The sequence below is a fragment of the Micromonospora sp. CNZ296 genome (assembly GCF_007827635.1).
Map to the genome: position 1 here is coordinate 40,292 of NZ_VISW01000030.1, position 13,298 is coordinate 53,589.

Genomic DNA, 13,298 nt, shown 5'->3' on the forward strand with positions numbered 1-13,298 from the left:
AGCCAACGACACGGCATCTGGGTCTACCGCGTAGGGCGCTGCGCGTAGCGTGACGTCCTCAGGTGTTGCAGTGGCCTGGTATGCGGTCGAGTTCCTCGAACCGGCAGGATGAAGCAGGGCCGCGGAGCTGGGCCGGCCTGTCTCGCTCATCCGCCGCGCCGCACGAAGCCTGCCACCGAAGCCGGCAATTCGTCTTGCGGCATGTCCTCGTAGCCGGGACGGGCGAAGTCGAACAGAAGCACGATGCGGTCGCTGGAGCCGTAGTTCCACGCCTCGTGCGTGACGGTGTCGTCGAAGACGAGGCTCTCGCCCTCGCTCCATTGCCGGGTCTCGTCGCCCACGCGCAGCGCGCAGTCCTCTGGCACGACCAGCCCGAGGTGGGCGCGGTAGACGGTCGTCACCCATCCCTGGTGGGGCTTGATGTGGGTACCAGGAGCCATTCGAGAAAACCCAGCGGTCGTCAGGTGAGGGACCTTCGTCAACGCGGAGGCGGTGTGCGGGCACGCGTCGAGCGCTTCCTCGATCCGTTTCCCGAAGGCGACGAGGCCGTACACGCTCCAGCCCTGGCCGTACATCTCGCGTTGCACCCATGGCTGATAGGTCTCCCGAGGCAGAGCAAGGCACTCGTCCCGGATGACCTCCCACTGTGCCCGAAGATCGGCCAGGAAGGGAAAACGCCGCTGATCCACGAACATGAGACAGCATGATGCACCAACGAGGGGCGATGTGGGCTGCGGCACCGCCTCGTGTAGGCGGTCGTGGCAATGGCCCTTGTTCACAGCATTTACAGCTCTAGCCGCACGTTCATGCACGTTCCGGTCACCGGCCCACAGCGGCCGGTTCCCAGCGAGTAGCAAACCTGGGCCGGTGGTCGGCCGTCGCCACCGCCGGCAAGGCTTCGCGCCTCGACCGCTGCACGTCCGGCGTATCCGGTTGTGCTCCGGAACTCAACCGCCAACACCGATGACGCCCGACGACGGCATCCATCGCGCCTTCATCGACCCGCTCGGCGACAGCAACGGCCAGCCGTCTCCCGGCCGCTGCTCACCACCGTCGACCCCACCCACGTGCGCCGTGATTGCGCGCAGACCACCGGTGGCGGGCGCTGCTCGACCGGGCCCGGCTTGTCGCCCGCGTCGCGCAGGTCGAGGAAGTGGGCGGTGACCCCTCGCTGCTGTGAGGGCCGGTGACCTCTCACCCCGTCCAGCACGACTTGACCTCGATCAAGAGATGAGCGTCGATCAGCGCTGGTCGTCGTCTGTCGTCCGGACGTCAGCATTTCCCAGGGCCCTGGCGCGTGTCGGGCGGCGACCGTGCATGCCCGAGATCCGTCGACCGAAGGGCCATCCGCCATGGCACACCCCGCACACCCCGAGGACCGCAGCCGGCGTCCCAGCGACCGCACCGCGCTACCGGTGGACGTCACCGACAGGCTTCTGTGGGCGCTCGCGGTCGACGTCGCCGCCGCCCACCACCCGGGACCCGACGGTGCCTGCACGAACCTGCAGTGCCGCGGACAGCAGGGTCCTTGCTGGGCGCTGCGCACCGCCCGGCGCGCCGAACAACGCGCCCGCCGCGCCGCCACCGTCGCCCCGCGGCCTTCGCCGGGTCCGGCCGCGATCGCACGCGGGCGCGCCGCGGTTCCCGCCATGCCGCGTCGCTTGACCGGCTGGTTCACCCCGGCCCATCCGCCGACACCTGTGATGCGGCCCGCACTCGTACCGGGCGCGGTGCCGCCGGAATCCCGGCTGGACCGGCGCCCACCAGTGGCGGCGTCGGCCGCCTGAGCACGCACCCTGGAGGCAAACCGTGAACTTCCTACCGAACGACACACTCGCCGGCTACGCCCGCACCGCCGTGGACCTGCGCGCCCGCATGGTCGACTATCACCGCAGTCCGCTCGCGGCGCAGTACCTGCAGGCGTTCTTCGGCAGCCGTCTCGCCGACCACCCCAGCCCCAGTTCCGGGGGCATGGCGAAGGTCCTCACCGCGGTCCGTGCCATCACCGCCAACCCGTGGCGATTCGGCGAGCCGTACGTCATCGCCCCCGCGATGACCGCGATCATCGCCGCCGCCGCGGCGGCCCTCGACCTGACCGGCGAGGTGCTTCCCGCCGACGTCGCCCCCGACGACGGCGGGGTGCTGTTCCTTCCCGAACCGATCTACCACCGCGGCGTCAGCGGTGAGGTGTCCTCGATCGGGGCGATCACCTGGGCCCGCACCACCAACACCAGCAGCGGCCGGTCCTTCTGGGCCATCGCCGGCTGGGCCGACCACCACGACGCGCACGACCCGGCGGCGGTGCGCCGTCGTGTGCAGCTCGCTGACCGGCCCGACCTCGCCCGCCAGTTCGGCCCCTATGTGCTGACCGACTTCACCGAGATGCCCATCGGCCGGCCCGTTGACCCCCGCCCCGACCTGCCGGTCCTCGACGGGGACGACCGCGACTGGGAACCGGCGCCCGACGGCCGGTTCTGTATTGACGAGACCACGACCGCGATGCGGGCCTGCGCCGCTGTCGCCTATGCCTTCTGGCGTATCCAGGCCCAACCCCTCGCGACCGTCGCCGCCGCCCCCTTGGACCGCGCTGCGCGCCGCCGTGCTGTGCGGGCCAGCATCCGCCATGACACCCGTGTGGTCATGCTGCGCCGCACCAGCCCTCTCGCCGAACCGCCCGACGGCGAGCCCAAGTGGCACTACCGGGTGCGGTTCGTCGTCCGCGGCCACTGGCGACGCCTCATCGACCGCGACGGCCACCCCTACCGCATCTGGATCAACGCCCACATCAAAGGCCCTGACGGGGCGCCCTTGCTGCACGGCGAGAAGGTGGCCGTCCTCGCCCGCTGACTCCTGCACCTGCCCGAAGGCCGCGCGCCGCCGCTCCACAGGCCCGCGTGGCCTTCACCGTCCTCGCGACCCGCCGGCCCGCTGCCGGCCCTGCCTCGAAGGAGTCCAGTCATGACCACCCGCATGCTGTCCGGGATCGCCCTCGCGGTCACCGGCGTCCTGCTGCTGTGCTCCGGACTGGCCACCACCTTGATCTTCGGCGGCGGGGCGGGCGCGTGCGGGCCGGCTACCAGCGTCACGCCCACCGCTTCGTCGGCCGCGCGCAGCCCTGCTTTGGGTGGGATCGGTCCGATCGGTGACTGGAACGCCGAGCAGGTTGGCAACGCCGCCACCATCACCACCGTCGGCATGGGCCTCGGCGTCCCGCCCCGCGGCTGGGTCATCGCCGTGGCCACCGCGATGCAGGAGTCCTCCCTGATCAACATCCGTGGTGGGGACCGCGACTCGGTCGGCCTGTTCCAACAGCGCCCCTCCCAGGGCTGGGGTACCCCCGAGCAACTGCACGACCCGCGGTACGCGACGACGAAGTTCTACCAGAAGTTGCAGGCCGTCGACGGCTGGCAGGCGATGCCACTGACCGAGGCCGCCCAACGGGTGCAGCGGTCGGCCTACCCGGACGCCTACGCCAGGTGGGAACCCGACGCCGCCAGGATCGTCGCCGCCCTGACCGGGGCCAGCGCCGGCCCGGCCGCCTGCGGCGTGGCGGTCAGCGCGCAGGGCTGGGCCCAGCCGGTGCAGGGGGATGTCGGCTCCGGTTTCCGCACCTCGGGCCGTCCCGGGCACGACGGCGTCGACCTGATCGTGGGCAAGGGCACCCCGATTCACGCCGCGTCCGCCGGCACCGTCTCCGTCGTGCGGTGCAACGCCGTTGACGTTCGCACTGGCCGGGACTGGGGCTGTGACCGCGACGGCGATCCCGCTCTGACCCGCGGCTGCGGCTGGTACGTCGACATCAACCACCCCGGTGGGGTGATCACCCGCTACTGCCACATGCTCACCCGCCCCTCCGTCGCCGAGGGTCAACGGGTCGCGGCCGGTGACGTTATCGGCGTCGCCGGCAGCTCGGGCCACTCGTCCGGACCGCACCTGCACTTCGAGGTGCACCTCGGTGATCACACCTCCGGCACGGCCGTCGACCCGGTCGCCTTCATGGCGTCCGTCGGCGCGCCCCTGAATCAGTAGTCCCGATCGCGGATGCCGGCGGCGGCTCCGTGATCCACCCCCAGCTCCGGCGGTCGGCCCGCCTGGGGACGACCGCCGCAACCCACCCATCCGCACATCCCTTGAGGAGGACAAGGCCGTGAGCACACCCACGCTCATCGGTGTCGCCGCGTTCCGCGGCAGCTACACCGCCCGTTTGATCCAGTTCGGTGAGAGTCCGGAGGTTCTGGTGCCGCTGCTGCGCCGGATCTGGACCGACACATTCAGCCGTAACGCCAACGCTATGGCCGCCGCGCTGCTGGCCCACGACTGGTGGTCCCTCGCCGTCAACCCCAAGCCCCGGCGCTGGGACCGGCAGCCGCCCGTGCCCGGCCTGGGCTACCCGGTCGTCGCTCAGGACGCCACCGTTCGGCGGGGCGCGCTGCGCGAGGACGTCGGCGGGGCCCTGGAGTGGCTGTATCTGCTGCACCTCGACCAGCGGCGGCTGGTGGTGTACGAGGCGACGATCCACGGCCGCTGGCTGCGGCACAGCGCGCATCACCTCGACCCGGTCGAGGACCTGTTCGTCACCGCGACCGCCGACGACGGGGGCGGTCCGGAGATGACGGTGTGCACCGTCTGCGGCGCGGTCGACGAGATCGACCACGTCGAGGTGCCGTCCATGGCCGGCTACGGCTACGACACCGTCACCAGTTGCGCCCGCTGCGGTTCCTCGGTCGCCAGCGACCCGATGTTCGGCGATCACGTCACCCGCAAGCCCTGGCCACCGCAGAAACCCACGGCGGGCGATACGGCGGGCGAGACCCGATGAGCACCGACCGCCCGCCGTCAGCGGCCACCGACGACGGCGGCCCTTCCACCGGCCCCGTCGACCGATCGGAGACCGCCATGACCAGCTACGAGGCCGGGCAGCGTGTCGCCCTGGTCCACACCGACGACCCGTACACCCTGCTGCGGCCCGGCGACACCGGCACTGTCCGCCGCCACGACCAGCGGCACAACGTCGTGGAGGTCACCTGGGACAGCGGCTCGACGCTGGCGATGTGCCTCGACGCCGGCGACCGCATCGCACCGGTCACCACCACCCCGCCGCCGCCGACCGGTGACCCGGTTGCGGAGGCCACCGGATGGGCCGCCGCGCTGCAACGGATGCGCGCCGCCGGCGCCGAGGCCGGACGCACCGCCGCCGAATGGTGGGCGCAGGACACCATCGGCGCCCGGACCGGCGGTGACAGCCGCCTGGCCGCGCGCCGGATCCTGGTCGGCATCCACGACGGCGATCCTGCCATCCTCGACGCCCTGCCCCGCTTCTCCTCGGTGGGAGAGTCGGTCGACGTCGCCGGGTGGGAGCTGTTCGCCGACGCCACCGGCGACAGCGCGGGCTGGTTCGGGCTGCGCATCCCGCAGCGCGACGAGGCGATGGCCGTCTACCGCGACGCCTACGACACCGCCGTCACCGACCGCGTCGCGGAACTGTGTCATCTCGCGGCCAGCCCCACCGGCACGGATGTGTCCCACCTGCACCCCGACCGGGTCCGGATCGGCGGTGTCGGTGTGTTCGCCGGCGACTGGGCGCGCACCACCGGGCCCGACGGCGACGACCGGGTCGAGGTCGGGTTCGTCGGAACACTGATCGATTACTGGAACGGGTGGGCGGTGTTCTCCTGCACCCGCGACGTGGCGGAGGCGATCGTCGCCGACCAGCAGCGCCACCGCGGCCGGTACCGCGACAGCCTGCGCGAGCAGGGCGTGCCGGCCGACGACCTGGACCGGCAGGTCGACGAAGCGCTGGCCGGTCTGTCCTTCGACGGCGACGTCCTCGTCGCCGACCAGCGTGCCCTGTCCGGCGACCCGGACGCCATCGATCGCATCACCGCGGACGGTGATGGCCGGTACGTGGTGATGGGCCGCAGCTGGTGCTGGGAGGCCGTCGATCCGTACGTCTGCGACCGGATCGTCGGCGACCTGCCCGACACCGACAACGCATAGGCCGGCATACCCACCGATGCCCTACCTCGACGGGTGGGCCGACAGGAAGGAAACAAGTGACCATCCGCGCCCAAGAAGAGATCGTCACCCGGGTCTGGGCGCTGCGCGCCAACCGCGGGGACATCTTCGGCTTCCGAGAGGAAATGCTCGTTGAGGCACTCGACCTGGACCACGCCCGCCAGGTCATCGCCCCTCGACACCCGGGCGAGTGGACCCAGCGGGTCGACCACGAGACCCATGCCCGGGACTACCTGCGATTCGCTATCGGGAAGATCCTCGACCACCGCGGCAACTCGGCGAGCCGGTCGGTGGACAAGCTGAGAGAACTCGCCCGGCTCCTCGGCCGCGACGACGTCGTGGCGGCGATGGAGCACGCCAGCTACCCGATGTACGGGGCGCCCAAGGTCAAGGCGTTCACCGACGGGTTCGGCTGGCCGTTCCACGATGATCTCGACGGCGACGACGGGCTGGCTCTGGCCCGGATGGCCGAGGGACAGCAGTGCGATCCGCAGGGCTGCGAACGGGGCTGCGCCGACTGACCACAACCCCGCCGCCAGCACCACCTCCCGCTGCCACGGTGCACACGTAGTCAGCCGGCGCTCCCGCACCCGCGCACCCATTCGACTTGATCGGTTGGCCTGGCGGAGGTTCCATCGTCGGCGCCGACACCGCCCGCGCGGCCTCGACACCGACCAGCACGTACCAGCGGCGATCTGACGTGTCGCCGTAACCCTTCAGCACCAGGGGTGTGGTCGCCCACCTGCCCGGCCCCGCGCGGGCCGGCGTGGTTGGCCCCGCCCGTCTCCGCTGTGCGGTACCCACCGCCCGCGCACCCGGAGGCGGGTGCGCGGGCCCGACCCCGAATCGAGGCAATCCCATGACGACACCACACCCACCGGCCGGTTCACCGCAGAACGACCCGGCCCCGGCCAGCGGCGCCGGCACTCCCGCCACCGGGGCGGGCTCCGGCCGGTCCGGCTACCTCTACCGCAAGGTCGCCCTGCACCTGGCCGACTACCCCGACCAGATTCTCAAGGTAGGTGAGATCACCCGGGCGATCGGCGCACCGTCGTCCGGGGCGGTGTTCGAGGCGCTGAAGAAGATGGCCGCCGCCGGGCACGCCACCCACCACCGCAACCCACACCGGTTCCAGATCACCCAGGCCGGCATCGACGCCGCCGGCGCCCTCCCGCCCGCCGCGCCCCGCACCCGCTCCAGCGGCAGCAGTGGTGGTGGTGGTGGCCGGCAGTCCCGGCCCGCGCCGGTGCCGCGGCCGAACGGGACGCTTTATCACCCGCGGCGGCTCGGCAAAGGCTGGGACGTCGAGGAACTGCGCCGGCTGCGCACCCAGCAGGTGCCGGTGCTGCTGTACGGGCCGCCCGGCACCGGCAAGACCGCGATGGTCGAGGCGGCGTTCCCCGACCTGCTGACCGTCGCCGGCACCGGCGACACCGTCGTCGACGACTTCCTCGGCTCCTACAACCCGGTCCCCGGCGGCGGCTACGAGTTCGTCCACGGACCCCTCGTCACCGCGATGCGCCAGGGGCGGGTGCTGCTGGTCGACGACGCCACCCTCATCCCGCCCCGCGTCCTGGCAGTCCTGTACCCGGCCATGGACGGCCGCGGCACCGTCACCATCCCCGCGCACGGCAACGAAACCGTGCAGGCCGTCGACGGGTTCTACATCGTCGCCGGCCACAACCCGGGCGTGCACGGCGCGGTCCTCACCGAGGCCCTGGCCTCCCGGTTCACCGTCCACCTGCACGTCACCACCGACTGGGACCTCGCCCGCCAACTCGGCGTCCCCAAGCCGGTCGTGGCCGCCGCGATCGACCTCAACGCCGACCTCGCCGCCGGCACGACCGTATGGGCGCCCCAGCTACGCGAACTGCTCGGCTTCGTCACAGTCCGCGACCAACTGGGTATGAGCGCCGCCCTGGCGAACCTGGCCGGCATCGCCCCGCAGGACGCCCGCGACGACGTCACCGCCGCCCTGTCCCGGCACACCGGCACGCCCATCACCGCGCTCGCCCTCGGCAAGCGCTAACCGCCCCCTTTTCTGGAAGGAGCCCCGTTCGTGTCCCACCCGCACACCCACCTGCGCCCCGGCACACCGCCGCCGCCGGCCGGCGCCGCCGACTGGCGGGCCTGGTCGCAGGCGTGGACCCAGCACGTTCCGCTGCTGACCGGCCGTACCGACCTCACCGTCCTCGTCGCGCCCGGCGCCGCCGGGGACGCACCCGAGTGCTTCTACCCCGCCCTCAACCGGATCGAGGTCGACGCCACCTACATCGCCGACAGCCCCGACGTCACCGACCCGGCCAAGGCCCGGCACAAGCGGCTCGTGCCCACCGGCTACGGGCTGCTCGTGCACGGCGCCGCGCACGCCGTGCACAGCCGCTGGACCACCCCGCCCGGCACCCCGCCGATCCTCGCCACCGTGGCTGACCTACTCGAGGAATCCCGGGCCGAAGGACGCCAACGCGCCCGCCGCCGCGGCGACCGCCGCTGGCTGCGCCACGTCGTGACAACCCTCCTGCGCCCCGACGACGCGGCCATCGACGACGCGTGGCACGCCGGACAACTCGCCGCGCTGCTCCTGGCCCGCGTCGACGCCCGCATCGTCACCAGCAAAGACGTCCGCCCCGTTCGCGCCGCCGTCACAGGCGTCCTCGGACGCAAACGCCTGCGGCAGCTACGCGACATCTGGCGGGAGGCCCACACCTGCGACGACACCGACGCCGACACCATGATCTGCCTGGCCCGCCGGTGGTGTCAGGTCCTCGGCATCGACCCCGACCAGCAGTACGACACCCCCGTACCGGACCCGGGCTTGTTTCCCGGCCGCCTCGCCGCGGCCCTCGTCGACTACCTCGCCGTCGCCGCCGGCGTCACCCCGGCCGAGTACGCGACGGCGCTGCTCGCCCACCGGCACAGCCCACCCACCGAGTGGGACCGAACCGACCCGACCGAGCAGGAACACCGCGCGGCCCGCGACCTCGCCAACCGGCTGCGGCAGGCCCGCACCCGCCACCCCGAACCCGGCCGGCGCCCCTCGCCGATCCCACCCGGTCGGCTGCGGACCCGCCACGCCATCACCGCCGACGCGCAAACCGCCGCCGGGCAGATGCCGACCGCCGCCCCGTGGCAGCAACGCGCCCAGCTGCCTCCGGAGAAGCCCCGCCTGCACCTGGCTGTCCTGGTCGACCTGTCCGGGTCGATGGCCCGCTACACGCAGGCGATGTCGTCGGCCGCGTGGATCTTCGCCAACGCGGCACGCCGCGCGCAGGCGACGACCACCACCATCGGGTTCGGTGACCGCACCACCGTCCTAGTGCCCCCACGCACCTACCCGAGGCAGGTGCTGCACATGCGCACCGAGCTGGCAACCGCCACCTTCCCGGAAGCGGTCAAGGTCGCCGACCAGCTCCTCGACCTGCGCCACGGCCGCGCCCTGCGGATGCTCGCCGTCGTCTCCGACGGCTACCTCGACGACATCCCCGCCGGCCAGCAACTCGTCACCACCCTGCACCGCGCCGGCTGCGCCGTGCTGTGGCTCCACCCCGCCGACCCGCCCACCGACGGCGAACCGGCCGACCCGGACCAGATCTGGGGGCACACCTTCACCCACGCCACCACCCTGACCGTCACCGACCCGACCGAGGCCATCGCGGCGATCGCCGACGCCGCCGTCACCGCCCTCACCCAGGCCTGAACCCCGGCCGGCAGCCGACCAGTCCCACCCCGCGCCGCGGCGCTGCCCGGGCCGCTGCCGGGCAGCGCCGCGCACCGCGCCCCCGCGACATACCGGGCCTGGAACGCGGGGCTGCCACAGGCGGCCCCACTCGCATCTCGCGGAGGGCCCGATGCCGAACGGCATCGCTGCCGCCCCCGGCGACTTGACCATCCCTCGCCATCGAAGCGTGCATGCATCGCGCCCCGACCGATCCAGATCCCGGGGCGCGACTACGACGCTGCCCGACAAGGAGTTCCTCATGCGTTACGGCACCGACGACGAACACCCCTTCGACACCGACAACCGCGCCTGGCGGCGCCTGCACGACGTCACCAGCGAACACTTCTACGCCATCACCTGGAACCGTGACCCGGACGGACGGCCGGTCCTGCTCACCCTGCGCGACATGCGCACCGGCGACACCATCACCCTCGCCGTCCTCGACTCCCTGGAGATCCGCGACCCGCACGCGCTGATCGCCGTCCACACCAGCGGCGACCTCGACGCCCACGGCCCCACCAGCGGCGCCGACGCAGCCCACTCCCACGCCGCCACGCTCGCGCTCGACAGCACCACCCTCGCCGTGACCAGGCCCGTGCCGCTGCACGACCCCGCCGTCACGGATCTACCCGCCACCGGCTGGGTCGACCTCCCGCCCGACCTCGCCCACATTCTCCGGCCAGCGCTCGACGACGCCCGCACCGCCGTTCTCGTGCTGCTCGACCGCACCGACGGCAGGCTCGCCGCCATCGGCCCCTTCCCCACCCACGCCGCCGCCGACACGTGGCAACCCGCCGACCGGCCCGGCCGCACCGCCGACCGGCTCACCGTGCCCCTGCACCCGATCCTCAGCGAGCAGGCCCAGCCGTGACCACCACCCGACCACCCGCGCACCCCACTTCCTCCCCCGTCGTGGCCATCGACGTCGACGGCGTCCTCAACCCCGCCAACCCCGCCCACGCCGAAACACTCGGCTACCGGCCGCACCGCTACAACGGGCCCGCCCCCGACTGCCGGCACGTCACCGGCACCGTCTGGCTGAAACCCGACCACGGGCCCTGGCTGCGAGAACTCGCCGAACACGCCCAACCGGTCTGGTGCACCAGCTGGAACCACCTCGCCGCCGCATGGATCGCACCACGGCTGGGCCTGCCGACCACCTGGCCGCACGTCCCCGTCCACGCCGGCGGGGTCCGCTTCGGCCACCAGACCAAACTCAGCCCCCTGTACGCGTGGATCGCGCGGCGGCCACTCGCCGTCCTCGACGACGAGTTCGGCGGCAAGGACCCCACCACCGCCGGCCAGCGCACCGCCGACGGCGCACCCACCCTGCTTCACCCGGTCGACCCGTACGACGGGCTGCGCCGCGCCGACGTCGACACGGTGCTGACCTGGCTGGCTGAGCTCTGGCCACGCCACACCGGCACCCAAGAACTCCGTTTACCCGGACTCATCGAGCCCGCATCCAACGCCTAGGGATGCGGGCCCGTGCCGCACATGACAAGGACATGACGATGGACAACATGTTCGACGCCGCCGACGAACCGGACGTCGACCGGTCACCCCGACTCAGCGTCGGCGACCCGGAACTGCGCAAGACCCGCCGGCTCGCCCGCGAGTGCGCCACCTGCATCTTCAAGCCCGGCAACCCGATGCACCTCACCCCCGGCCGGCTCCAGCAGATGGTGCGCGAGGCGCGCGGCGACGCGGGATACATCATCTGCCACTCGACGCTGCCCTACGCCGGCAGCCCGGTCCCGCCCGCGCTCTGCCGCGGCTTCGCCGACCGCTACCGCACCTGGCAACTCCAGGTCATGGAACACCTCTGGGGCTTCGTCGACGTCGAGCCACCCCACCCAGGCACGGACCCCACCCCCAGCGCCGAATGCCTAGGAGACACCGACCATGCGTGACATCAACGACGTCCTCCGGCGTCAAGAGCGGATCATCGACACCATCGGCTGGGCCGTCACGTACGTCCTGCCCACCGACGACGGCACCGTCACCACCGCCCCATTCGCCTACACCGTCGGGCTCACCGCCCACGACTACCCCGAACTGATCACCGCCGGACTGCCACCCGAGGTCGCCCACAGTCTGCTCAACGACCTGGCTCGCCGGGTCTACGACACCGCCGAACGGTTCACCCACGGACAACGCCTCAGCGACCTCATCGCCGGCTACGACGCGATCATCATCGACGGGCCGCCGACAGACGAACTGATGCCCGGGTTGGCGATCAGCCGCTACGGCCGCGACCAGGTCCGCCTCCAGCAGATGGTGTGGCCGGACCAGCAGGGCCGATTCCCCTGGGACGACGGGTACCGCTTCGAGCCGCGGACACAGCCGCTGATCGGCCGGCTGTAGCCGGACACCCGACCTCCGTCGTCCGCGATCGGCGCCGCCGTGGTGGTCAGCCAACCGTATGAGTCGCTGCGTCCCAGCGCGTGATCGGCGAGCTCGTCGTGCACCGCTGGGCGGCCTCGTCTGTAGATACCCGTCGTTTCGGGCACCGGCGGCGCTCGGTCTCCGCCTGCGACAGAAACAGCCAGTCCAGGTACGTGGTGAGAACCGCGTAGGCGTAGGAGAGGGTGCCGTAGCCGAACCCTGGGGTGACCTGGACACCCGCTATGCCTAGCGCGCCAGCATCTACCGCGCCTGTCTGGTTCTCATCGCCGCCATCATATGGCTACGGCGATCGACAGAATCTAGCCGGACCATCTGGCGGTAATGGCCTCTTCAACACCGAAGCGCTCGCCGCAGGCCAGGCAGTCCGCTCGGCCAAACACGTAAGTCAGCTTCTCGGCGATGTCAGGATGGTCGTCGGCGATCGCGCGAGCGTGCAGGCGTTTTCCAACACCCGTCAAGTCATCAGGATCAGCGGGCAGCAGTGGCAGCCGCTTGGAGCCGGAGTCGTTCATGTACATGCTGTCCAGCGTGGTAAACGTTCCGTACTGGCCGAACGCGACGAAGATCTCTTCATCGCATTGCAGGCACGCCACCTCGTATTCCTCGTCGTTGAGCCCGTCGAGGTGTCTGCCCCAGACCTCGACACCCTCGAACGCCAGCAGCGCCTGCAACATATAGACGTAGGTGCTGGGGTCGTCATCGGGACCGGCACTTCGGAGCGCTTCCTCGGTCAGCGCTCTCAGTCGAGCGATTTCGTACGGATAAGTAACGTGCGGGTCGAGATCACCGTAGGGCTGATCCACGCTGGACACGATGTCAGCCGCCAGCGCCAGCGGCATCGTCCGCTGCGCGGGCGACCAGCGGCCCGCGATCTCCGTCAGGACTGACAACGCCGGGAAGCTTGCCGGGTACACCGTGCCCTGATGGCACAGCCGGGACCACAGTTCGCCCCAGACCGGGCTGCGCGGGTCCGGTTCAGCCCTCGCCAGCAGACCCGGAACGTCATCTGCCACGCCGTAGGCATGCCTGAGCTGGGACCAGTCCGTCATGCCGGTGATCTAAGGGGGTGTCTCAGTTGGTGAGGTTGTGGCCTCGGGCATGATCTTCTATTTGTGGCGGATGTTGTCGGGGACATGATCCAGACTTGGGCGCCGGA

Annotated in this window: 14 protein-coding genes; 12 read left to right on the forward strand and 2 right to left on the reverse strand. The window is 71.5% G+C overall.

Annotated elements, in window-relative coordinates; all coding sequences use genetic code 11:
* Positions 1–146: 146 nt before the first annotated feature.
* Positions 147–695, reverse strand: a complete 549-nt coding sequence (locus tag FB455_RS31490) for an aspartyl/asparaginyl beta-hydroxylase domain-containing protein (protein ID WP_013284987.1) — start codon at positions 693–695, stop codon at positions 147–149.
* Between the two features lie 657 nt (positions 696–1,352).
* Here FB455_RS31490 and FB455_RS31495 point away from each other — a divergent pair.
* The 12 genes from FB455_RS31495 (at position 1,353) to FB455_RS31550 (ending at position 12,100) form a co-directional block, all read left to right on the forward strand.
* The gene (locus FB455_RS31495; protein ID WP_049794816.1) at positions 1,353–1,787 is read left to right on the forward strand and encodes a hypothetical protein; all 435 of its coding nucleotides are present in this window, start codon (positions 1,353–1,355) and stop codon (positions 1,785–1,787) included.
* A 22-nt stretch (positions 1,788–1,809) separates the two neighbouring features.
* Positions 1,810–2,847, forward strand: a complete 1,038-nt coding sequence (locus FB455_RS31500) for a hypothetical protein (RefSeq protein WP_013284986.1) — start codon at positions 1,810–1,812, stop codon at positions 2,845–2,847.
* A 111-nt stretch (positions 2,848–2,958) separates the two neighbouring features.
* The gene (locus FB455_RS31505; protein ID WP_013284985.1) at positions 2,959–4,029 is read left to right on the forward strand and encodes a M23 family metallopeptidase; all 1,071 of its coding nucleotides are present in this window, start codon (positions 2,959–2,961) and stop codon (positions 4,027–4,029) included.
* A gap of 118 nt (positions 4,030–4,147) precedes the next feature.
* Complete coding sequence (locus FB455_RS31510; RefSeq protein ID WP_013284984.1) at positions 4,148–4,819, forward strand: hypothetical protein; 672 nt, start codon at positions 4,148–4,150, stop codon at positions 4,817–4,819.
* A gap of 77 nt (positions 4,820–4,896) precedes the next feature.
* On the forward strand, positions 4,897–5,997 hold the full coding sequence (locus tag FB455_RS31515) for a DUF4314 domain-containing protein (RefSeq protein WP_041799207.1): 1,101 nt from the start codon (positions 4,897–4,899) through the stop codon (positions 5,995–5,997).
* A gap of 56 nt (positions 5,998–6,053) precedes the next feature.
* Positions 6,054–6,536 (forward strand): hypothetical protein, encoded by a 483-nt coding sequence (locus FB455_RS31520; RefSeq protein ID WP_013284982.1) that lies wholly within the window; start codon positions 6,054–6,056, stop codon positions 6,534–6,536.
* A 338-nt stretch (positions 6,537–6,874) separates the two neighbouring features.
* Positions 6,875–8,044, forward strand: a complete 1,170-nt coding sequence (locus tag FB455_RS31525; RefSeq protein WP_013284981.1) for an AAA family ATPase — start codon at positions 6,875–6,877, stop codon at positions 8,042–8,044.
* 30 nt (positions 8,045–8,074) lie between these two features.
* The gene (locus FB455_RS31530; RefSeq protein ID WP_013284980.1) at positions 8,075–9,712 is read left to right on the forward strand and encodes a VWA domain-containing protein; all 1,638 of its coding nucleotides are present in this window, start codon (positions 8,075–8,077) and stop codon (positions 9,710–9,712) included.
* Between the two features lie 280 nt (positions 9,713–9,992).
* Positions 9,993–10,604: a hypothetical protein gene (locus tag FB455_RS31535; protein ID WP_013284979.1), complete on the forward strand. Its 612-nt coding sequence runs from the start codon at positions 9,993–9,995 to the stop codon at positions 10,602–10,604.
* Entirely contained in the window at positions 10,601–11,209 is a 609-nt protein-coding gene (locus FB455_RS31540; protein ID WP_013284978.1) for an HAD domain-containing protein, read from the forward strand. The genes FB455_RS31535 and FB455_RS31540 overlap by 4 nt, the downstream gene beginning before the upstream one ends.
* A gap of 38 nt (positions 11,210–11,247) precedes the next feature.
* Complete coding sequence (locus FB455_RS31545) at positions 11,248–11,646, forward strand: hypothetical protein (RefSeq protein WP_013284977.1); 399 nt, start codon at positions 11,248–11,250, stop codon at positions 11,644–11,646.
* Positions 11,639–12,100 carry a DUF4262 domain-containing protein gene (locus FB455_RS31550; RefSeq protein WP_013284976.1) on the forward strand — a complete coding sequence of 154 codons (462 nt, stop codon included), beginning with the start codon at positions 11,639–11,641 and terminating at the stop codon, positions 12,098–12,100. Before FB455_RS31545 ends, FB455_RS31550 begins: the two co-directional genes overlap by 8 nt.
* Before the next feature lie 341 nt (positions 12,101–12,441).
* Here the strand turns inward: FB455_RS31550 and FB455_RS31555 are convergent, their stop codons facing one another.
* A complete protein-coding gene (locus tag FB455_RS31555; RefSeq protein WP_013284975.1) occupies positions 12,442–13,191 on the reverse strand; it encodes a hypothetical protein in 750 nt (249 codons plus the stop codon).
* Positions 13,192–13,298: the final 107 nt, after the last annotated feature.